The following is a 20993-nucleotide window of genomic DNA, read 5'->3' on the forward strand; positions in this document are numbered from 1 at the left end:
CAAGTTCTGTTTATGCCGCCATGAGAATCAGCCGTTGCCCTTGTTGGCGGATATTTCGCGGATGGCTTCGCGGATTTCGAGACGCAGATCCTTGACCATAGTCTGGCGGCCGCTGCGCATTTCGTCGATAACGGTTTGGGTATTGATGTTCTGACGCATCAGTGCTTCGGTGATCGAGGTCATCGAAGTCGGGATGGCGCCAAGGTTCTTGACGCGGTCGTTCATCATCGCCATGTGCTTGGCCAGGTCGATCTGCAGCTGGCGCGACGACAAGGCGTCGCGCGTCATGTTGCTGGAGTTCTCGCCGATGGCCTTGCCCAGTTCGCCCAGACGCTCGGACACGGCCGAGTGGATTTCGCCCTGATGCTGGATCGCACCGAGTTCGTCTGCCATCCGGATGGAGATCTGGTTGAGCAAGGTCGGCATCTGCGCGATGTGCTGCGCCGTTTTTTCGGTCATGTTGGCCGCTTCCGATTGCTGCGCCTGCAGCGATGTCAGCGCCGACGACAGTGACATCTGACCGCTTTCCATGGTCGAGACGATCTTCGGCAGCATGTCGAAACTGCGCAGGGCGATGTCGCCGTTGACCGACAGGCGTTCTTCCAGCAGCGACAGGCTTTGCGTCAGATCGCGCGCCGAGGTCATCTTCTGATTGATGATCTGGCCCACGTTGCGGATTTCTTCCAGCGTCTGCTGCCCGACTTCATGCATGCGCGGACCGAAAGAAACCAGCTGGCGCAGGTTCTTCGATTCTTCCATGCTGGCGTGGAACAGCTCGACGATGTTGTGGAGGCGCTCGTTCATACCTTCGAGCTTGATGCCGGCCTGCATCGAAGCTTCCGAGCTGGCGCGCGACGCCATGATGGATTCGCGCTGCAGCACCATCAAATCTTGCAGGAACTCGGCCAGGAATTGCTCCGATACGCCCTGACGGCCGGAAGCGCCTGCGGCGGGACCGTTCATGTCGTGAATGACGTGCTGCACCATGTCGCTGATGCACTCACGCGCACTGCCCGTGAGTTTTTTGCCGGCAGCGCGCAGCGGCGTGAGCGTCAGGCCCAATGCCAGCGAACCGATCAGACCGAACATCGATGCCGAGAACGCTGTACCCATACTGGCCAGCGGTTTTTGCAGGTCGGACACCAGATGCATGAAGGACGCATCCATGTCGCCTCCTTGCGTCGCCTTGCCGAAGCCGTCAATCAGCGCGGCAGTACCGACCAGCGTCTCCAGCAGACCGATAAAGGTACCGAGCAGACCGAGCGCAATCATGAAGCCGGTCAGGAATTGCGGGAATTCGGTCTTGGCTTCCAGATGGGCCTGCAAGTCCGACAAGGAACGTTCGATGGTTTCCTGTTCGATACGGGAAGTCAGGCGGCCTTTGGTGCTGGCGACGCTGGTCAGCACCTTGCCGATTTCGCTGTTCTGGAATTCCGGCGCCTTGGCCAGCTCCATCATCTCTTCGCCGCCATTGACGCGGGCGTAGAACAGCATGAGCTTGTTGTATTCCCAGTTCACGCGCCAGATGTTGTAGACGATCAGCGAAACGCCGAACACGGCCACGCTGATGATGAACAGGTTCAGGAAGGGATTGATCCGGATCGCATGCATCACGAAGTCCCTGAACAGGAAACCGCCCAGTAACAAGAACATGGACGGAATCGCAGCGAGTGCATAAAAATTGCGCAGGTTTTTCATACGATCAGGTTCCGAAAAAAGGAAAACAAATAGTTAAATAATCAAGATACAGCTTGTTCATTGCGGCCTCATGACGCCATCGCAGCGGAATCAGGCCTTTAGCGCGGTTCCCTGAGCGCCGTCTGGCCAAAACGGTTCAGCGGCGACATCAGGTATTGCCATACGGTACGGCGGCCGACGATCATGTCGGCGGTGGCGGTCATGCCCGGCATCAGCGCCACACTGTGATCAATCTCGCGCGGATCGCGCGTGACTTCAATCTTGACGCGGTAAAAGCGTTCGCCGCGTTCCTCCGGCACGGTATCGGCGCTGACTTCGGTCACCACGCCCTTCATCGCGCCGTAGACGCCGTAGTCATAGGCCGACACCTTCACCCGTGCCGGGGCGCCGGTCACCAGTTGAGCGCGGTCGGTCGGCGAGACCTTGGCTTCGATCACCAGCTTGTCGTCGGTCGGGGTCATTTCGATAATGGCGTCGCCCGGCTTGACCACGCCGCCGACGGTGTTCATCAGCACCCGATTGACCACGCCGTCCATCGGCGCGCGCACTTCGGAACGCGAGACGCGGTCGTTGCGCGATTTGATTTCTTCCTGCAGGCGCGCCAGTTCATTCTCGCTGACGGTCAGGTCGCCGCGCGCATCCGCGCGAAAGCGTGACGACGCCTCTCCCATCTTGGCCTGCGCTTCAGCGATCGCCGCCGTCAGGCGCGGGATCATGGCATTGGTGGCGCTGAGGCGGCTCTGCGCATCCTGCGCCTTGGACTGCGCCTGGATATCTTCCAGCTGCGAGGCGGCATTGCGTTCGAACATGCCATGCACCAGCTTGTACTGGCGCTGCGCCAGATCGTATTCGGAGATCAGGCTCTTCTGGCGGCTGACGGCTTCGCCGACTTCCGCCTGGCGCTGCGCCGACTGCTCGCGCAGCACGCTCAGCTCTTGCATCAATTTGGCCTGGCGCGCGGTGAAGGAAGCCAGTTCGCTCTGCACCGCCGGGTCGTCGGTTTTAAGATCGGCGGGCATGGTCACCGAAGAGGCGCCGCCTGCTTCTGCCTTGAGGCGCGCCACGCGGGCGCGCAGGCCGAGGATCTTGACGTTGCCTTCGCCGAGGTCCGCATTGGCGCGCACGTCGGCAATCGAAATCAGGGTCTGTCCTTTTTTGACGGCGGCGCCTTCACGCACCAGGATGGCGGAGACGATGCCGCCTTCCAGATGCTGGATGATCTGATTGTGCTCGGAAGCGACGATGCGGCCGGCGCCGCGCACCACCATGTCGATCTTCGCAAACCACGACCACACCAGCAGGCATAGCAATATGCCGACCGTAATCAGAATGAAAAGACGGGGACGCGGTAATTGCTGATGATCGCCCAATTGCCGGTCGACCCTGGGTGCGATCAGACGCATCATCAGATAGCTGCGATGCTTCAACCACAGCCGCAGGCGCAGGTCCCAACGCAAATTTTGGTTGGGCAACCCGCTCATTTTGTATCCGCCAGATATTGGATGATCACGCGCGCGTTGCTCTCGGTGCTGTTCTCGGATGTCGCCACGCGGCTGACTACGCGTTCTTTGGCGACCCCGGCGTCGATCAGATGGTTGCGCACCGCGACGGTACGGTAGTAAGCACGGCGGCGCGCTTCGCTGAACTCGGCCGAGCCGATCACGCCGGTGATGACGATCTTGCCCTGTTGCGACTTGACCTGTTTGACCCACTCGCCGATGCTGCCGTCGAGGGTCTTGCTGCTCGCTTCGGTGAGCTCGGTGGCGGCATTGTCGAAGTTGAGCACGACGGCTTTGTCACCGCCCTGAATAGCTACGCCAGGCGCAATTTCCTTGGCCTTCTCGACGCGCACCTGGATATTGTTGTTGCCGCTGCTGCCGGCGTTGCTGCGCAGGCTGCCGGCGGAGGCCTGCAAAGGCGGCGAGGCCTGCTGCGTCTTGAGCTGGGAGATTTCGCGCCTGAGTTTTTCGATCTCGTCGGACTTTTCGCGGCTCTCGCTCTTCAGACGAGCCGTGTCGGCGTCTTCGCCTTCGGGGGCGTTGACTTGGTCAGGCTTGACCTTGGTGGAACCGGTCTGGGTCTGCACCATGCCTTTGGTGACCATCTTGTTGACGCGGATTTCCGCCAGCTTCTGCGAATAGTAGAAGAGCGTCACGACGAACACGACCACCACAAAGATCATGACCAAGACGACGTTGGACAGCGCGTCCACAAACCCCGGCCAGAAATTCTGTTCTTTTCCGCTATCCATCGATCCTCAGACCTTCCCTATTTGCCCGCAGGCGCTTTGTCTCCCGGCGGCGTCCATGCCCGGCCGGTATTTCGCAAAATTTGATAACTGATGTCCGCTTGCTGAAATAACAGCAATGCAAAATCCATGCGCGTCTGATAGGCCTGCTGGTAGGCATCGAGCACGTCGAGCAGTTGCTTGCCGCCGGTAAACATTTGTTCCAGAGATGCATCCGCAACACCGGCGTTGGTTTCATAGGCATCTCGCGAGAGAGGCATGCGCTTTTTCACTGCACCCAAAGTGCGATAGTTGATCTCGATCTGCTCCTTGAGCTTGCGTTCGAGATCGGCGGCGGTGTTGCTCTTCTCTACCAGCTTGGCGCCGATCTGGCTCTGGTAGTATGCGTCGCTCCCACCGTTGAGCAAGTTCATGGTCATCACCAGCATCAGGCGGCGGTCAGTCGTCAGCGTCGGGTCGCCGCCGGCGCCGCGGGTTTTGGTCTGGGTCCATTCGACGGCAAAGGTCGGCGTAAACCTCGAACGCGCCGACTTCAATTCTTCACGAACGGCGTCGGTGTCGCTGCGAGCGGCGCGGATACCGGGATTGGACTCATAGACATCCTGCAAGGCAACGCGTGATGTCGGCGGCACGATCGGCATCATGCGTTCCGGCACTTGTACTTGCTGCACACGCCGGCCAATCAGTTGAACCAGCGAGACCATGGCGCTTTCCAGCGCCCCTTCGCTCTCGGCCATGGTGCTTTCAGCCTGCAGCGCGCGGCCGCGCACGCGATTGTAGTCGAGCTTGCTGGCGCCGCCGCCCTCCACGCGCTTGCGCATGTACTCAAGCAAATCATTCATGCGCTTGGCGTAACTGCGTGCGAACGACAACGAGGCGTAGGCGCGCACCACATCGTAATAGGCCTTGATGGCGGAGTAATACAGCGACTCGCGTGCATCGTCGCGACGCTGATCGGCGGCACGCGACATCGCGCGCTGCTTCTGAAAATCGAAGTAGGAGCCCGCCGCAAAGATCGGCTGACGGCCGATCAGCGTGGCGTCCCAGCGCTTATGCTGGTCGGCCTGGATGATGTTGCCATCTGCGTCGCGAATCGAGGCCGGCGAAGTGTATTCCCGGCCTTTTTGCGTACGTACATCGAGCGTCGGCCCCAATTGTCCGAGCGACGCTTTTGCCGCATAGCCGGCCTGATCGGCCTGCGCGGCAGTGGCGGCGTAGCTGTAACTGTTATTGAGCGCCAGCTCCAGGACCTGATCCAGAGTCAGAAACGGGACTTCCTTGTCGTCGATCGTTTCGACCTGCACAGCGGGCAAGTCGATTGAGCTTCCAGAGAAATCCGGATCGGATTGACGCAACATCGCCAGAATTTCGTCATTGGAATCGGCGCTGGTCAGTTCATCCTTGCTATCGGCGGTTTTGCCGGCCCGGACGATCGAATCCGCCTCACCTTCCGGACTTACTCGCATTTGCGGAGGCACATCCAGGGGCTTCTCGTCGATTTTTGCCTGCGCGAGCGAAAACACTCCGGATTTTAATTTTCCGGATGGAAATTTTTCATTAGGAAGCGGAAAGGTAGCGGGCGTGTCAGATGCAGGAAATGCCTGCGACGCGACCGAGAAAACCAATGCACCAAGGACTAACTTCGTGTTTCTTCTATATGTCATTATCAGATACAACAGACCAGCATGAGAACTGGTCCCCCTCCCCTCATACGAAAGAAATTCAACAAGCCATCAAACAGAGCGACTTCGATCGTCCCCGGTAACTGCCATATTTTCTTGTTGTGTATTCTTTTGGGGCATTTAGTTGCTGCCGAATTATACGTGAGGCATCAAAAACAAGCTGCTCGCGTTACAAAAAAAACAATAAATTCTATCAAGTTTCTTCAAGGGAAATATGAATTTATGGTTACATATACGACCGTTCGTGCACTTCATTGCTCGCAAACAATTTCTTCCGCAGTCCATTGAAAATCGCCCAATTAGCCGCATTCTCCTTACAATACGCGGTCGCGACACTCAGGCATTCCCTGAGACGTGGTCAAAAAACTACTCTTTTATTTACGAGGTAAGTACATGGCAGCACCCGAGAAACAGACCCTGGGCTTTCAGGCCGAAGTCAAACAGCTGTTGCAACTGATGATTCACTCCTTGTATTCCAACAAGGAAATTTTCCTGCGCGAACTGATCTCCAACGCCTCCGACGCCGCCGACAAGCTGCGCTTTGAAGCGATCAACAACAGCGCGCTGTTCGAGAACGATCCTGAACTAAAGATCAAGGTCAGCTTCGACAAGGCGGCACGCACGATCACCATCTCCGACAACGGCATCGGCATGAACCGCGATGAAGCGATCTCCCATCTGGGCACGATCGCCAAATCCGGCACCAAGGAGTTTTTCTCGAAACTGTCGGGCGACCAGCAAAAGGACGCAGCGCTGATCGGCCAGTTCGGCGTGGGCTTCTACTCCGGCTTCATCATCGCCGACCGCATCACGGTCGAAACGCGCCGCGCCGGTACACCGGCCAATGAAGGCGTGCGCTGGGAATCCGAAGGCGCCGGCGAGTTTTCGATCGAAGCGATCGACAAACCGAACCGCGGCAGCGACATCATCCTGCACCTGCGCGAAGGCGAAGACGAATTCCTGTCCTCGTGGCAGTTGAAGTCCGTCATCCGCAAGTACTCTGACCATATCTCCCTGCCTATCCTGATGCAGAAGGAAGAATGGGACGAAGAGAAGAAAGAAACCGTCCAGAAGGACGAACTGGAAACCGTCAACCAGGCCAGCGCCCTGTGGACGCGCAGCAAGTCGGACATCACGCCTGAACAGTACGAAGAGTTCTACAAGCACATTTCGCACGACTTCGGCGCGCCGCTGGCTTACACGCACAACCGCGTCGAAGGCCGCAGCGAATACACCCAGCTGCTGTACATCCCGACCCGCGCGCCGTTCGACATGTGGGACCGCAACAAGCGCGGCGGCATCAAGCTGTACGTCAAGCGCGTGTTCATCATGGACGACGCCGAACAACTGATGCCGGTCTACCTGCGCTTCGTCAAGGGCGTGATCGACTCGGCCGATTTGCCGCTGAACGTTTCGCGTGAAATCCTGCAAGAGTCGCGCGACGTCAAGGCGATCCGCGAAGGTTCGACCAAGCGCGTGCTGAGCCTGCTGGAAGAACTGGCCAACAGCGACGAGCAGGCACAGAAAGACAAGTACGCCGGTTTCTGGACCGAATTCGGCCAGGTGCTGAAAGAAGGCATCGGCGAAGACGCGGCCAACAAGGAGCGCATCGCCAAACTGTTGCGCTTTGCTTCGACGCAAAATGATTCCGATGCACAGACCACTTCGTTCGCCGATTACATCGGCCGCATGAAGGAAGGTCAAACCAAGATCTACTACGTCACCGGCGAGAACTACCATGCGGCCAAGAACAGTCCGCATCTGGAAATTTTCCGCAAAAAAGGCGTGGAAGTCCTGTTGCTGACCGATCGCGTGGACGAATGGATGCTGTCCTTCCTGCAGGATTTCGAGGGCAAGGAACTCGCATCGGTGGCCAAGGGCGGACTCGATCTGGGCTCGCTGGAAAACGAAGCCGAGAAAAAGCAGCACGAAGAAACCGAGACCCAGTTCAAGGATCTGGTCGAGAAGATGAAGACCTCGCTGGCTGAGAAGGCCAAGGATGTGCGCGTGACCTTCCGCCTGACCGATTCGCCGACCTGCCTGGTGGCGGACGAAGACGAATTGTCGGGCAATCTGGTGCGCATGCTCAAGGCTGCCGGACAAGCTGCGCCGGACGCCAAGCCGATTCTGGAAATCAACCCGGATCACCCGCTGGTGCAACGCCTGAAGTATGAAGAAGCCAAGTTCGACGACTGGGCCAACATCCTGTTCGATCAGGCTCTGCTGGCCGAAGGCGGCGCGCTGACGGATCCGTCCGGCTTCGTCAAACGCCTCAACGACATGCTGCTGGGAATGGCGTCGAAATAATACCGACAACAGCGCCAGGTACAGACTGCGGCGGCCTTCGGGTCGCCGCAGTCATTTCAGACCTCATTTTTTACGATGGATTTCCTGTTGCAATGCCGATGTCTGTTCCTATACAGTAGGACGACATTCCCTCACGGCAAGGAGCCGAGTCATGAAGATATCCCCGGTTATTTCGTTTGGCCTCGTCATCGCATTGGGCGGCTTGAGCACCGCATCTGCAAGCTATGCCGCAGATTCCGGTCTCACCGGATGCGCCGCAAAGAAGCAAGATGTGCAAATGCAAATCGAACAGGCGCATGCCCATGGCAACAAAGCTCAGGAAGCCAAGCTGAAGATCGCCCAGAAGAATCTGGAAAGCCATTGCACCGACGAAGGCCTGCGCCGTGAGCGCGAAGCCGACGTCAAGAAGAAGGAAGAAAAAGTCGCTGCCCGCAAAGCCGATCTGGAAAAAGCACAAGCCAAGGGCAAGGCCAAAAAGATCGCTCAGCAGGAAAAGAAACTGAAAGATGCCGAAGCCGAACTGCAAACCGCCAAGGATGCGCTTTCCAGGTAGGCAGTAGTCGAACAAAACAATCAGCACGCTGAAACTTGCGGTAGCCGGCTACCGGCAATCGATATGACCGGTTACCGCATCTGATATTCTGCATCACCCGACATACGATGGAAGCAGCATCCCCGGCAAGGATGCGCCTCATCACACAACGACAACATGGAATTCCATTTCCTCTCGCCGCGCAAGAACGCGCTGGTCTACCTTATCAAGATTCTCAGCGGCTCGCTGATCCTGTGGTTCGGCCTGCGCGCGGTCGGCTTGCCGGAGCCGTACTGGGCCATGATCTCGCTGATCATCGTGACCGAACCTGACATGATGATCGCCAAAGCCAACTTCCGCGCACGGCTCATCAATACGATCTCCGGCGCCATCATCGCGTGTCTGTGCCTGATCATCTTCGGCGCGACCTTCCTGTCGATGCTGATCGCGCTGACGACAGCAGTGCTGGTCGCGATGCTGTGGCAAAACTATCCCACCAACTGGCGCCTCGGCCCGGCGACGGTGGTGATTCTGATGTCAGCGGCATTCGCCGGCGGCGGCTTGCATGAGGAATTGCATCTGGCCTTGCTGCGCGTGGCCGAGGTAATCACCGGCAGCACGGTCGCTCTGCTACAGACCGTGGTGTACATCGGCTTCGTCAATCGTCTGCGCCATGTCGACTGACGCACGGCGCTCACGGGTCTTGCTGCGCCCCTGGCGCAAAAGCGATCTGGCGCCGTGTGCGGCGATGAATGCCGATCCGGAAGTGATGCGCTATTTTCCCGCCGTGCTCAGCCGCAGCGAGAGCGATTATCTGGTGCAGCGTATCGAAGAGCACATCAGCGAACACGGCTTCGGCCTGTGGGTGCTGGAGATTCCCGGCGAGCTGGCTTTTGCCGGCTTCGTCGGTTTGTTGCGGGTGCCGTTCGATGCACATTTCACGCCGGCGGTGGAAATCGGCTGGCGACTGGTGCCGCAGGCCTGGGGCAAGGGTTATGCAACGGAAGCCGCACAAGCGGTATTGAGCCACGCCTTCCATGTACTCGGCATGAAGGAAATCGTTTCCTTCACCACTGCCGGCAACAAACGCTCGCAAGCGGTGATGCGGCGCATCGGCATGCACACCCGCGTGGAAGAAAACTTCGAACATCCGCGCCTGCCTGCCGGGCATCCACTGCGAGTGCATGTGCTGTATCGCCTGCGCCGCGAACAGTGGCTGCTGCAGTCGGCCTATACCGCTGCCGGCGGACTGACCGGATCTACCGGACTGCTTGACGAACGCTCATAAAAAAACCGCCGCCGGTCAGCGTTGGGGCTGAACCGGCGGCGGTTTCTTTAGCACTCGGCGATCAGGCAAGTTTGCGATTGCAGACCTCCCGATGCTTGGTGCCAATGTTTAGTGCGTCACACGCGTGGTGCGGCCCGATGACAACAGACGGACACGTTCACCGACGCGGAAGATTTCATCCGCGTCTTGCGTAATGGCGCGCAGTTCGCCGTTATCCAGACGCACGGTGATTTCCAGGCCTGGCTTGTTGGCGATGTGCGACTCTACCTGATTGCCGGCCACGCCGCCGATCAGTGCGCCGACGATACCGGCTGCCAATGCACCATTGCCGCCGCCGATCGCAGAACCGGCCGCGATGCCGCCCAGTGCGCCGCCGGCCACCGTGCCGACGCCGCTGGCGCCCTTGTCGATGGTGACGTTGCGCACCGACTCAACCACGCCCATGCGCACCGTTTGTTCGCCCTGAGCCTGACGGGTGTTGTAGACGCTGGCCGAATTCGGCGTAACGGCGCAACCTGCTGCGAGCGAGCTGATGGCGGCGATGAGGATCAATTTTTTCATGCAAAACTCCGACGGAAAGTATGCCCCTTCCGGGGCGATGTCTTTGCAGCAGATTCAATACCGACGCCGCTTTCGGGCGCAGCACTTGCCGCAAACAACTATTGATATTTTAATACAGACCGCCTCTTGACCCGGATTTGCGCGATTCGTTCCCCCGCCCGTTCTGACTTAATACGGGATGCGCCAATGCCGGTACAGCAGGCTCAGTACGAACAGCGGGCCAATCAGCAGAAACCGCAAGTCCTCAAAAAACGATGGTTTCTTACCTTCGACCTTGTGCCCGATGAACTGCCCTATCCACGCCGCTACAAAAATCGCGACCGAAGCCGGCACCACCGATGCGGTTGGCAGCTGCGACAAGATCAACAGCATCGCGCCCGCCATAATCAGCATGCCGATCGCAAACGACGGCGACAGGATGAAGTAATACGCCAGCGATACGGCAACCACTACTGCCGCCAGCACCGGCGTCACTGCCCACAATAAACCGAGCAGCGACAGCACGATGGCGGGCACGCAGATACAGTGAATCGCTTCATTGAGCGGATGGCAATGGCTTTCCGCATAACGCGCCAGCAAGAGGTCGATGCGGCGATGGGTGATAACGCTCATGTCTGCCTCCAGACGAAATGATCAGCTGATCAGCGGCCGCCCGATACATCGATGAAAGTGCCGGTAGCGTACGATGCCTCGTCGGACAACAGCCACAAGACGGCGTTGGCGACTTCTTCGGCAGTACCGCCGCGCTTCATCGGCACCGCATCCTTGAGGCGATCGACTCGCCCGGCTTCACCGCCGCTGGCGTGGATGTCGGTGTAAATCAGACCTGGACGAATCGCATTGACGCGAATGCCTTCGGCGGCAACTTCCTTCGACAAGCCGATAGTGAAGGCGTCAATCGCACCTTTCGAGGCGGCATAGTCAACGTATTCGCCGGGGCCGCCCAGCTTGGCCGCCATCGACGAAAGGTTGACGATGGCGCCGCCCTTGCCGCCGTGTCTGGTCGACATGCGGCGCACCGCTTCGCGCGCGCACAGGAAGCTGCCGGTAACGTTGGTCAGCAGCACGCGGTTGATGCGTTCCGCAGTCATTTCTTCGACGCGCGTCTGATGTTCAAGGATGCCGGCATTGTTGACCAGCGCTGTGAGCGTGCCCAACTCTTTGTCGACGGTCTGGAACAGATGCAGAATGTCCGCCTCGACGGCGACGTCCGACTTGACCGCAATGGCGCGTCCGCCGGCTTTGACGATGCCGTCCACCACGGCATCAGCCGCGGCGCGATTCGATACATAGCTGATGGCGACGGCATAGCCGCGTGCCGCTGCCGATTGTGCAACTGCAGCACCAATACCGCGGCTGCCGCCGGTGACGATAATGACTGGTTGTCCCATATGTAGTTATCCTTGTGAGTTGGTGTGGATGAAGAAAACCTCCGCCGAATAGTGTAGCCTTATTCACCCGGCCGTGTTGCCGCCGGGCTCAACATCATCCTTCATTACCATGTCGCGCAAACGCAGCTTTCCTCACGTCACCGATGCCAACACCCGCTTGCTGATCCTCGGCAGCCTGCCCGGCGAAGCGTCGCTGGCGCACAGCCAGTATTACGCGCATCCGCAAAACAAATTCTGGGCATTGATGTCCGATGTGATCGGCACCGACCTGGTGTCATTGCCGTACCCGCAGCGGCTGGAAACGCTATTGGAAAACGGTGTCGGTTTGTGGGATGTCGTCGCCGAAGCGCGACGGGAGGGAAGCCTCGACAGCAATATCCGCGAGCATGTTCACAACGACCTGATCCAGCTCCTGAGCACCTTGCCCCGGTTGCGCATCATTGCCTTCAATGGCGGCACCGCCGGGAAGCTTGGCCTGAAGGCCTTGGGCGATATCGCAAACAATTATCGGATCATCAGATTGCCGTCGAGCAGCCCCGCTTTTACCCGCCCTTATGCGGAGAAAAAAAGCGAATGGGACCAATTGAAAATCGCAAACGCCTGACCGCCCGCATCTGTGACATGAAACCCGTCGAACAGAACATCAACAGGAGAGGCGCAATCTCATAGCATGACTTCAGGTAGGATAGACATCGCCACATAGGGACTACGTTCAAATCACAGCGTGAGTGTGGCGCGCAGCAAATTCTCCAGGTTTTCTTTAAGCCGTGGCATATATATTGCTTAATTGAAATCTTATTTTTGCACATCCGCTCTGGCGTTTTCATGCCGGAACGGCCTTGATCAATATATCTCAGGTGATACCGATGAAATTTGTAAAGCTGCTGCTGTTGTTGTCCATTAATCTGTTTTCCATCGCTGCAACCAACGCCCATGCCGATGCGCTGAGCGATATCCAGAAACGCGGCGTGTTGCGTATTGCCGTACCGCAGGATTTTGCGCCGTTTGGTTCAGTGACATCCGACCTGAAACTGCAAGGCCTGGACATTGACGTGGCCACCCTGATCGCTAAGAACATGGGGCTAAAACTGGAACTGGTGCCGGTCACCAGCGCAAACCGCATCGCTTACCTGCAAACGCATAAGGCGGATCTGGCCATTTCGACACTGGGCAAAAATGCCGAGCGCGAAAAAGTGATCGCTTTCTCGCAGCCCTATTCGCCGTATAACAATAGCGTCTTCGGTCCGGCCAACCTCAAGGTTGCGGGTCCTGCCGATCTGGCCGGCAAAGTCGTGGGTGTCGCGCGCGGCACTTTCCAGGATATCCAGCTTACCGAAACAGCGCCTTCCAGCGCCACCATCAAACGTTACGAAGATAACAACGGCATGATTTCCGCCTATCTGTCGGGTCAGGTGCAACTGGTCGGCACCGGTGATTTTGTTGCAGTTGCGCTGGCCGAAAAGATGCCTTCCAACAAGCCGCAAATGAAATACGTCATTCAGGAATCCGGCTGCTACGTCGGCTTGCTCAAGGATGAACCAGCGCTGATGGCCAAGGTCAATACTGCATTGACCCAAGCGAAAAAGAACAACGAGCTGAATGCGATCGTGCAGAAATGGCTCAACGTTCCACTGCCGGAAAAAATGGCAAAGCAGTTTGAATAAGCGAATGTAAAACTGCAGGGCCACAAAGAACTTCTATAAGCCATCACGTGCAGCGAGCAGCATTGGCGCACACCATGTGATGGCGAACAGCGAATGATGACTGATGTCACAGCAACGAAATAAGGTTGCGCAGTAGATTTATCCAGGTTCCCGATGGCGGTATTCATTGCAATCCGCATCCGGAATCAAACACGCAAGAGAACACAAAGGCAGGTCCCCATGAAGTTAATCGATCCCATTGTCGGATTTCAATCGGAAATCCAGCAGATCCGCCGCGATCTGCACGCGCATCCAGAACTGCGTTACGAAGAGCACCGCACCGCCGATACCATCGCCGCCAAACTGACCGAATGGGGCATTCCCATCCTGCGCGGTCTGGGCGGCACCGGCGTAGTCGGCATTCTCAAGAACGGCACCAGCAAACGCTCCGTCGGCCTGCGCGCCGACATGGACGCATTGCCGATGCAGGAGCTCAACACTTTCCCACACGCCTCGCGCCATGCAGGAAAAATGCACGCCTGCGGCCACGATGGCCATACCGCGATGCTGCTCGGCGCGGCCCATCATCTGTCAAAGCAGCGCAATTTTGACGGCACGATTTATCTGATTTTCCAGCCCGCAGAAGAAGGCGGCCACGGTGCCGACAAGATGATCAAGGATGGCTTGTTCGAGAAATGCCCGATGGATGCCGTCTTCGGCATGCACAACTGGCCGGGTATGCCGGTCGGAAGTTTCGGCGTGCGCCCCGGTGCGATCATGGCGTCGAGCAACGCGTTTGAAGTCACGGTCAAGGGCAAGGGCTCGCACGCAGCGCAGCCGCACAAAAGCATTGACCCGGTGATCGTGGCGGCGCAGATTGCCATCAGCTGGCAAACCATCGTCGCGCGCAATACCAACCCCAATGATTCTGCAGTACTGTCAGTGACCCAAATTCATACCGGCAGCGCCATCAACGTGATTCCGGACAACGCCACGCTGAGCGGCACCGTGCGGACCTTCAGCATGGAAGTGCTGGATCTGGTTGAGCGCCGCATGCACGATATCGCCACACACACCGCCGCTGCTTTCGGTGCCGAAGTCGAGTTCAAACTTTTGCGCAGCTATCCGCCGCTGGTCAATCACGCCAAGGAAACCGCCTTCGCCGTGGGCGTGATGCAAAGCATCGTCGGCGTGGAACAGGTCAACACCAATGTCGAACCGTCGATGGCGGGTGAAGACTTTTCGTACATGATGCTGCACAAGCCGGGCTGCTATGTATTCATCGGCAACGGCGAAGGCGACCACCGCGACATCGGCCATGCCATCGGCCCATGCAATCTGCACAATCCAAGCTACGATTTCAACGACGATCTGCTCCCGATCGGATCAACCTATTGGGTCAGGCTGGCGGAGGCGTTCTTGGCGGCGAACTGATATTCGATATTCGCGCGCGTTCAGTTCAAACCTGCAAGTCCGAAGCAGCCGGTATTTCATTCCAGCTGCTTCGAGTATTTCCCTACAAGGCAAGCTTGCCGATATCGGCGTAAGCGCGGTTTAGCCAAACTTTAACGCGCTGGCGTTCCAACATGCCGAGTCCGGCATTCGCACCGCCCGGCTGATTCAGGGCCGCCCAAAAGCTCGCGCTTTGCTGATCGATTTTTTGCATGGTCGTGTCGGGCAGGCGTCGCAGCGACACCACGCTCGCGCCAAGTTTTTCGGCGCGCTCACGCTCACCGGACGCTTCCAGAATTTCAAAGCGATCACCGCGGAGTTCATTAAGCACCAGCACCAGCTTGAGTCGCCCACCGAACTGATCGAGCCACTTCTTCAGCAGATCCACTGAATCGCGGCCTGTATCCATGACGTGCCACCACGTCAGCGTCATTCCCTGTTCTTGCGCAAAATCGAGTACGCCGGAATCTTCTATCCATGCCGAAAGCGACTGCTGAGTCTGGGCCGCAAGGTCAACCAGAATACGGCGCTGCGGGTCTTCCAGCGCACGTTCGATGATAGGATCAAGACTGTCATGCCGGTCAAGCACCAGCGGAGCGGAAAAATCTGCATAGAAGCGCAGCAGCGCACCGTGCGACTTGTCCGTGTCGAAACCGAAAAACGGAATATTCCAATCGATGAAGTATTGGGCCAGCACGCGGGAGACCAGCGATTTTCCAACACCGCCTTTTTCGCCACCGATGAAGTGGATGTGACTCATTTCTGTGGATCCTTTATTGTCAGGTGGGTAGCGCTAAAACGATAATGCGATGCTGCATTGCTACATTGCTTCGATGCTGCAAGGATGATGCCATGACATGCACGCCAGGTGCGCGGCATGCGCAGCTGAGACAGCAATCGCGCTGCGTCAACTCGGTGCAGAAACACACCAGCGGGCATCAGGACCGGAAAAAAATGATGTCGTAAAACGAGCCGTTGAATCCGCCGTTCAAAATGAGGTACTCCACTGCTCGTCCGAACAAAACGATGCCGGCGAAGACGATAGCCAGCCTGAGAATGAAGAGTATTTTTTTCAGCATGGCAGAAGTGTAGCCGATGACAGCCGACGATCATGTCACGGCGGTGGAAGAATTGTCCTGCGCGCCACCCGGAATTTCCTTGTTGCAACTCCAGGCCAACACTTTCCGCAATATCGACCGCCTGCTGTCGACGCGCACCGCTCCCGCCTCCGGCAACGCCTAGCCGCTGCCGGCCAGCGACAAGCAACAGAAGAATTTCGTCCTTAAATCCAATGGCAAGAGCTTCGACCTCTACGACTACGTGTCGCTCAATCGCGTCGGCGGCTTGCCGGTGCAAGATCGCCCGACAAGGTATCATTCGGCATTCGAATTCGGGCATCATCATGTTAATCAGAAGAAAATCCATTGAGGCGCAAGCCAATACCAAAGCCGGACCCGGTCCTGACAAGGAAAAATCAAAACCGAAAGCCGCTGCACCGCGCAAACCCAAATTTGCCCCGGTGACGCTGTCGGAACAGGACGGCATCCGCTACCTGCACTTCGGCACGGAATGGGTACAGGGCGCCATGCGTATCCGCAAACCCGACTGGATCGAACTGGAATACGCCCAGCAGATGATGAGCTGGATGCTGTTCAACGACGCGCCGGAAAACATCGTGCAGCTCGGCCTCGGCACTGCGGCACTGACCAAATTCAGCTACCGGCAGTTTCCGGAAGCGCGCGTGACTGCGGTGGAATTGAATCCTTCGGTCATCGGGATCTGCAACAGCATGTTCAAACTGCCGCCGGAAGACGACCGCTTGTCCATCCTCGAAATGGATGCCAACGATTTCATCTTCGACCCGCAACGCGCAGGCACGATAGACGCCTTGCAAGTCGATCTGTACGACGCCACCGCACGCGGTCCGGTGCTCGATACACCGGAGTTCTACGTCGCCTGCCGCGACAGCCTGAGCGAAAACGGCGTGATGACGGTCAACCTGTTCGGCGACCATCCCAGCTACGCCAAGAACCTCAAGGCGATGCGCTACGCTTTCGACCAGGTGATCTCGCTGCCGGAAGTCCACGACGGCAACGTCGTGGCACTCGCCTTCAAGAACAAGTTCGAGCCGGATTTCCCCGCCCTGTATGAACGCGCAGCCGCCATCACCGCCACCACCAGGCTGCCGGCGAAATCGTGGGTGAATGGGATCAAGAGCAATTTCTAGTTTGCCGATTGCGGTGCAGTTGACCGCGTTTTCAGAGGGAATCCATTATTTTTTAGATTTTTTCAAAAAGGGGCTTCCAAGTTTGAAATTAATCAGGTTATAATCACGCCTCTTCATCGGGGGGCGTTAGCTCAGTTGGTAGAGCAGCGGACTCTTAATCCGTAGGTCGAGTGTTCGAGCCACTCACGCCCCACCAAAGAATACAAAGGACTTGAATCGAAAGATTCAAGTCCTTTTCTTTTGCGCGAAGCAATCGCAAACTCGATATGTGTTCGCAACGACGAATACTAATTGACTGTTTCCCAGACTGCAGCATGACCGCGCGCAATGGCGGCCATGTTTTCAAATCAAGTTACTCTGAACGAGTAGCAATGTGCGCATCAAATTCACGCTGCGCTTCCTCAAGCGCCTTGAGGGCGTTTTGCCAAGGCTCATAGTCGGCCATGGTCAGCCACTCCTGGCCGGGATTCTTTTTCCACTCTTCAAGCTTCGAATTCAGCAACTCATATTCGCCGAGCTGTACCTCGAGCATGACTTCGATTTTTGCCATCAATTCGCTGGCGCGTTCTGCCCATGCGTCTGGCGCTGCGGGGACTTCTGGTGTTGCCGGTGTTTCTGGTGTTTCCATTTGTTCCTCCATGAGATCGTCGAATCCTAACATGAAAGGTAGCGCTGTTTTGCCCTGCTGCATCCATGGCTTGCCGTCGCCCGGACGGTACAATAAGCGCTAAACAATTCGACGGGACAAAACATGGAAGCAGAATTCTGGCTGGAGCGCTGGCGCGACGGGCGCACGCATTTTCATCAAACGCGCGTGACGCCGCTGCTGCAAAAATATTGGCCGACGTTGGCACTCCCAAAAGATAGCCGCGTATTGGTGCCGCTGGCGGGCAAGTCACTGGATATGGTGTGGCTGGCGGAACAGGGGCATCGCGTGCTGGGTGCTGAATTGTCGCAACTGGCGGTGGAGCAGTTTTTCAGCGAGAACAATCTGTCGGCGCAGATCCATGAATCGGCATACGGCAGTCATTATGTCGCGGGCAATATCGAGATCATCTGCGGCGATATCTTCAAGCTCGACGCAGCAATCCTGTCGACCTGCTCCGGCGTGTATGACCGCGCGGCGCTGGTAGCCTTGCCTGCCGCAATGCGCGCGCAGTATGCACAGCATGTCTGCGGTCAGTTGGCAAACGACTATCGCGGCATCCTGATCACGCTCGATTACCCGCAAGAACAGATGGATGGTCCGCCGTTCTCGGTGCAAGACGCCGAGGTGCAGGCGATTTATGCCGCGCATTCCGACGCGCTCATCATTGATCGGCGCGATATTCTGGAGAAGGAACCGAAGTTTCTGGATCGTGGCGTGAGCCGGCTCGATACGGTGGTATACAAGCTCCAGCGCCGGATTTAGCGCCAGTTCATTCGCGCTGCGACGAGAGCTTACTTCACCATTCTTTTAATGGTTCTCTTTGTCACGCCATTGTGTGTCATCTCGTCGCTCTCTGCTTCCGGCTCAGCCGCTTCACGCGGCGGCCGGGCCTTCAGCCAGCGACCGAAGCTGTGCAACATTTCCAATAGCGGCTTGAGTCTTTCCCCTTCGCGGGTCAGCGCGTATTCCACGCGCACCGGCACCTCCGGGTAGACGGTGCGCAAGACCATTCCGGATTCTTCCAAAGCGCGTAACTCCAGCGTGAGCATGCGCTGCGAGATATTGGGGATGTCCCGGCGCAGTTGATTGAACCGCTTCGGCCCGTCGAGCAAGAAGTGCGCAATCAACATGCGCCAGCGGCCGCCGACCAGACTCATCGCTTCTTCGACCGGACAGCCGGACACGTTTTCTTTCATCTCTTTTTCCTCAACCCTGTGCGCGAGCAGCGGTATAGTTTTTGTACCTACACCACAAAAAACTACCTTCTATACAACAGTAACTACCATCGAGATAATACCTCTCCCTGCCATCAAGGAGATTGTATGAAGCTGTATTTTGCACCTGAAACCTGTTCCTTCTCTCCCCACATTGTCCTGCACGAACTCGGCTTGCCGTTCGATCTGGTCAGGGTCAACAACAAGACCAAGCAGACCTCGGACGGCGAAGATTTCCTGAAGATCAATCCCAAGGGATATGTCGCGGCGCTGCAGCTTGCCAATGGCGAAGTGCTGACGGAAGGTCCCGCCATCCTGCAATATCTGGCGGATCTGAAGCCTGAAGCCGGATTGGCCCCGGCCAATGGCACGTGGGAACGTGTGCGCCTGCAGGAGATGCTGAACTTCATCACCAGCGAAATCCACGCCGGCCTCAGCCCGCTGTTCAATGCGGAGATTCCGGACGAGGTAAAACGGATATTCAAAGACAAGCTGAACAAACGTTTCGACCAGATCGCCCGCACCTTGCAGCAGCACGATTATTTGCTCGGCGAGACATTCACCGTGGCAGACGCCTATCTCTTCACCGTGCTGCAATGGACCCGGTACTTCGCCATCGACCTCAACGACTGGCCAGCCATCGCCACCTATCTGGAACGCATCGGCGCACGTTCTTCAGTACAAGCGGCGCTGCAACGCGAGGCGGCCTTCCATTGAGACTTCGCTGAGTTCAAACATCAAATGGGAGCGGCGCAGATATTGGCTAAGCACGCAGGAAGTCCGCTAAACTGCAATTCCATTGTCACGACCTTCCCATACTCGCCATGAAATTAAACAGTAACGATTTCGGCCAAATCATCAAACACACGCCGCTATTGTCGATAGATTTGATTGTCCGCAACCGGGATGGGCAGATTTTACTGGGCCAGCGACGCAATCGCCCGGCACAGCACTATTGGTTCGTTCCCGGAGGGCGTGTCAGAAAGGGCGAGCATCTGGAAGATGCACTGCACCGAATCGCCATGACCGAATTGGGCAAGCCGGTTCAGGATGGCGTCTTGCTTGGCGTGTTTGAACATTTCTATGAAGACAATGCACTGGAATTGCCGGACGTCAGTACGCATTACGTTGTCGTCGGCTACCAATGCACCATCGCCGATGACGCGATAGCGACAACAGACGAGCAACATGCCGAATTCCAATGGTGGCAGCTTGACGACCTGTTACACAGTGAAGCTGTGCATGAAAATACCAAAGCCTATTTCTCGGCGACGCCGATCAATGGCTTTCAGTCCCGGCGAACCTAAAGGGCCGTCTATTCTGGCAATCGAATGAATTTCAATTCGATTTCGAAATAAGGCGATAATGCGTCTCTTCACACGACCATCCATTCGCAGCTCGCCCCATGCAAGACCAGAACCCGGATTCCGCCGATATCCAGCCTACCCGCCCGTGGATCGTCCTCTCGACCACCTATGACGTGGAAGCGTGGATAGACAACTACAACCGGAATTTGCAACAGGCGGTCAAGAAGGACAACACCAAAGGCTACGGGATCTGCTTTTGCATGGAGCTGGGCGGCGAAATCTATATGCACACCACTTCCGAAGGCGACATTCTGCTTGATGTTACCGAAGAGGCTGAATGGGTGGCGCCGGTAATTACCGCGGCAACAGGCGTCGCTGCGCCCGGGTCATCGGTCTGGGCTCTGCCCGGCGACACGCTGACGCAACTGGTGCTGGGGCTGAGCGGCCTGATTGCGGCTACGCGTATCGTCGTCAGCCACGCGTACAAGACGCCGAAATCCTGGCCGCAGCGTTACTGAGGCATTCCGGAACCAGCACTCAACACAATCGCTGCAATCAGTATTGTGGCTTTGGCTTGGTGTTGACGGCACGGCGCGCATCGGCGTCACGCTCGGATTTTTTTTCGAATTCTGTACGTTCGCAGGCGCACAAGATAAAAGCGATGCAGGCGGCCAGCGACAAGGCGATAAAGCGCTTCATGACATTCCCCATATTGACGGGTCCGATGCTGCTTGGTGATAACGAGGCAGCTTGGAATCGCACCCAATATTTCCCTAGGCCAAAAGTCTAACTCA

At 57.2% G+C, this 20993-nt stretch carries 24 protein-coding genes and 1 tRNA gene; 14 read left to right on the forward strand and 11 right to left on the reverse strand.

The features are described 5' to 3' along the window. Window positions 1–27: 27 nt before the first annotated feature. The 4 genes from AC1RN6_RS02245 to AC1RN6_RS02260 form a co-directional block, all read right to left on the reverse strand. The gene (locus AC1RN6_RS02245) at window positions 28–1698 is read right to left on the reverse strand and encodes a biopolymer transporter ExbB (protein ID WP_493002734.1); all 1671 of its coding nucleotides are present in this window, start codon (window positions 1696–1698) and stop codon (window positions 28–30) included. A 98-nt stretch (window positions 1699–1796) separates the two neighbouring features. Continuing rightward, window positions 1797–3104 (reverse strand): HlyD family type I secretion periplasmic adaptor subunit, encoded by a 1308-nt coding sequence (locus tag AC1RN6_RS02250; RefSeq protein ID WP_493003495.1) that lies wholly within the window; start codon window positions 3102–3104, stop codon window positions 1797–1799. A gap of 71 nt (window positions 3105–3175) precedes the next feature. Further along, window positions 3176–3949, reverse strand: coding sequence for an OmpA family protein (locus AC1RN6_RS02255; protein ID WP_493002736.1), 774 nt, complete (start codon window positions 3947–3949; stop codon window positions 3176–3178). Window positions 3950–3966: 17 nt separating this feature from the next. Continuing rightward, entirely contained in the window at window positions 3967–5412 is a 1446-nt protein-coding gene (locus AC1RN6_RS02260) for a TolC family protein (RefSeq protein ID WP_493002737.1), read from the reverse strand. Between the two features lie 609 nt (window positions 5413–6021). Here AC1RN6_RS02260 and htpG point away from each other — a divergent pair. The 4 genes from htpG to AC1RN6_RS02280 all read left to right on the forward strand — a co-directional run bounded on the left by htpG (window position 6022) and on the right by AC1RN6_RS02280 (window position 9755). Beyond that, on the forward strand, window positions 6022–7935 hold the full coding sequence (gene htpG, locus AC1RN6_RS02265; protein ID WP_493002738.1) for a molecular chaperone HtpG: 1914 nt from the start codon (window positions 6022–6024) through the stop codon (window positions 7933–7935). A 151-nt stretch (window positions 7936–8086) separates the two neighbouring features. After that, window positions 8087–8488, forward strand: a complete 402-nt coding sequence (locus AC1RN6_RS02270; protein WP_493002739.1) for a DUF1090 domain-containing protein — start codon at window positions 8087–8089, stop codon at window positions 8486–8488. Window positions 8489–8644: 156 nt separating this feature from the next. Next, window positions 8645–9151 carry an FUSC family protein gene (locus AC1RN6_RS02275; protein WP_493002740.1) on the forward strand — a complete coding sequence of 169 codons (507 nt, stop codon included), beginning with the start codon at window positions 8645–8647 and terminating at the stop codon, window positions 9149–9151. Then, on the forward strand, window positions 9141–9755 hold the full coding sequence (locus tag AC1RN6_RS02280; protein ID WP_493002742.1) for a GNAT family N-acetyltransferase: 615 nt from the start codon (window positions 9141–9143) through the stop codon (window positions 9753–9755). Before AC1RN6_RS02275 ends, AC1RN6_RS02280 begins: the two co-directional genes overlap by 11 nt. Window positions 9756–9863: 108 nt before the next feature. Here the strand turns inward: AC1RN6_RS02280 and AC1RN6_RS02285 are convergent, their stop codons facing one another. The 3 genes from AC1RN6_RS02285 to AC1RN6_RS02295 all read right to left on the reverse strand — a co-directional run bounded on the left by AC1RN6_RS02285 (window position 9864) and on the right by AC1RN6_RS02295 (window position 11707). Further along, the gene (locus AC1RN6_RS02285; protein WP_493002744.1) at window positions 9864–10316 is read right to left on the reverse strand and encodes an outer membrane lipoprotein; all 453 of its coding nucleotides are present in this window, start codon (window positions 10314–10316) and stop codon (window positions 9864–9866) included. Between the two features lie 168 nt (window positions 10317–10484). Beyond that, the gene (locus AC1RN6_RS02290) at window positions 10485–10928 is read right to left on the reverse strand and encodes an Mpo1 family 2-hydroxy fatty acid dioxygenase (RefSeq protein WP_493002745.1); all 444 of its coding nucleotides are present in this window, start codon (window positions 10926–10928) and stop codon (window positions 10485–10487) included. 29 nt (window positions 10929–10957) lie between these two features. Beyond that, entirely contained in the window at window positions 10958–11707 is a 750-nt protein-coding gene (locus AC1RN6_RS02295) for an SDR family oxidoreductase (RefSeq protein WP_493002747.1), read from the reverse strand. Between the two features lie 109 nt (window positions 11708–11816). Between AC1RN6_RS02295 and AC1RN6_RS02300 the strand changes: the two genes are divergently transcribed. The 3 genes from AC1RN6_RS02300 (at window position 11817) to AC1RN6_RS02310 (ending at window position 14784) form a co-directional block, all read left to right on the forward strand. Then, window positions 11817–12311, forward strand: coding sequence for a DNA-deoxyinosine glycosylase (locus AC1RN6_RS02300; protein WP_493002748.1), 495 nt, complete (start codon window positions 11817–11819; stop codon window positions 12309–12311). Window positions 12312–12573: 262 nt separating this feature from the next. Next, window positions 12574–13371 (forward strand): transporter substrate-binding domain-containing protein, encoded by a 798-nt coding sequence (locus tag AC1RN6_RS02305; protein WP_493002749.1) that lies wholly within the window; start codon window positions 12574–12576, stop codon window positions 13369–13371. Between the two features lie 219 nt (window positions 13372–13590). Beyond that, window positions 13591–14784, forward strand: coding sequence for a M20 aminoacylase family protein (locus tag AC1RN6_RS02310; RefSeq protein WP_493002751.1), 1194 nt, complete (start codon window positions 13591–13593; stop codon window positions 14782–14784). A gap of 82 nt (window positions 14785–14866) precedes the next feature. Here AC1RN6_RS02310 and AC1RN6_RS02315 read toward each other — a convergent pair whose 3' ends face one another. Further along, window positions 14867–15562, reverse strand: coding sequence for a P-loop NTPase family protein (locus AC1RN6_RS02315; RefSeq protein WP_493002752.1), 696 nt, complete (start codon window positions 15560–15562; stop codon window positions 14867–14869). A 335-nt stretch (window positions 15563–15897) separates the two neighbouring features. Here AC1RN6_RS02315 and AC1RN6_RS02320 point away from each other — a divergent pair, with 335 nt between their 5' ends. The 3 genes from AC1RN6_RS02320 to AC1RN6_RS02330 all read left to right on the forward strand — a co-directional run bounded on the left by AC1RN6_RS02320 (window position 15898) and on the right by AC1RN6_RS02330 (window position 17225). Further along, window positions 15898–16044: a hypothetical protein gene (locus AC1RN6_RS02320; protein WP_493002753.1), complete on the forward strand. Its 147-nt coding sequence runs from the start codon at window positions 15898–15900 to the stop codon at window positions 16042–16044. A 160-nt stretch (window positions 16045–16204) separates the two neighbouring features. Then, a complete protein-coding gene (locus AC1RN6_RS02325; RefSeq protein WP_493002754.1) occupies window positions 16205–17029 on the forward strand; it encodes a class I SAM-dependent methyltransferase in 825 nt (274 codons plus the stop codon). Between the two features lie 120 nt (window positions 17030–17149). Continuing rightward, window positions 17150–17225: transfer RNA gene (locus AC1RN6_RS02330), tRNA-Lys, on the forward strand. A gap of 156 nt (window positions 17226–17381) precedes the next feature. Here the strand turns inward: AC1RN6_RS02330 and AC1RN6_RS02335 are convergent. Next, window positions 17382–17657 carry a hypothetical protein gene (locus tag AC1RN6_RS02335; RefSeq protein ID WP_493002756.1) on the reverse strand — a complete coding sequence of 92 codons (276 nt, stop codon included), beginning with the start codon at window positions 17655–17657 and terminating at the stop codon, window positions 17382–17384. 123 nt (window positions 17658–17780) lie between these two features. Between AC1RN6_RS02335 and AC1RN6_RS02340 the strand changes: the two genes are divergently transcribed. Next, entirely contained in the window at window positions 17781–18440 is a 660-nt protein-coding gene (locus AC1RN6_RS02340; protein ID WP_493002758.1) for a thiopurine S-methyltransferase, read from the forward strand. Between the two features lie 29 nt (window positions 18441–18469). Here AC1RN6_RS02340 and AC1RN6_RS02345 read toward each other — a convergent pair whose 3' ends face one another. Further along, the gene (locus tag AC1RN6_RS02345; protein ID WP_493002759.1) at window positions 18470–18874 is read right to left on the reverse strand and encodes a winged helix-turn-helix transcriptional regulator; all 405 of its coding nucleotides are present in this window, start codon (window positions 18872–18874) and stop codon (window positions 18470–18472) included. A 126-nt stretch (window positions 18875–19000) separates the two neighbouring features. Between AC1RN6_RS02345 and gstA the strand changes: the two genes are divergently transcribed. The 3 genes from gstA to AC1RN6_RS02360 all read left to right on the forward strand — a co-directional run bounded on the left by gstA (window position 19001) and on the right by AC1RN6_RS02360 (window position 20717). Beyond that, window positions 19001–19609: a glutathione transferase GstA gene (gene gstA, locus AC1RN6_RS02350; protein ID WP_493002762.1), complete on the forward strand. Its 609-nt coding sequence runs from the start codon at window positions 19001–19003 to the stop codon at window positions 19607–19609. A gap of 107 nt (window positions 19610–19716) precedes the next feature. Beyond that, complete coding sequence (locus tag AC1RN6_RS02355; protein WP_493002763.1) at window positions 19717–20199, forward strand: GDP-mannose mannosyl hydrolase; 483 nt, start codon at window positions 19717–19719, stop codon at window positions 20197–20199. A gap of 98 nt (window positions 20200–20297) precedes the next feature. After that, window positions 20298–20717: a hypothetical protein gene (locus AC1RN6_RS02360; protein ID WP_493002765.1), complete on the forward strand. Its 420-nt coding sequence runs from the start codon at window positions 20298–20300 to the stop codon at window positions 20715–20717. Between the two features lie 37 nt (window positions 20718–20754). Here the strand turns inward: AC1RN6_RS02360 and AC1RN6_RS02365 are convergent, their stop codons facing one another. After that, window positions 20755–20898, reverse strand: a complete 144-nt coding sequence (locus tag AC1RN6_RS02365) for a hypothetical protein (protein ID WP_198361802.1) — start codon at window positions 20896–20898, stop codon at window positions 20755–20757. Window positions 20899–20993 lie beyond the last annotated feature (95 nt).

The organism is Herbaspirillum sp. GW822-FHT03A08 (assembly GCF_058801885.1).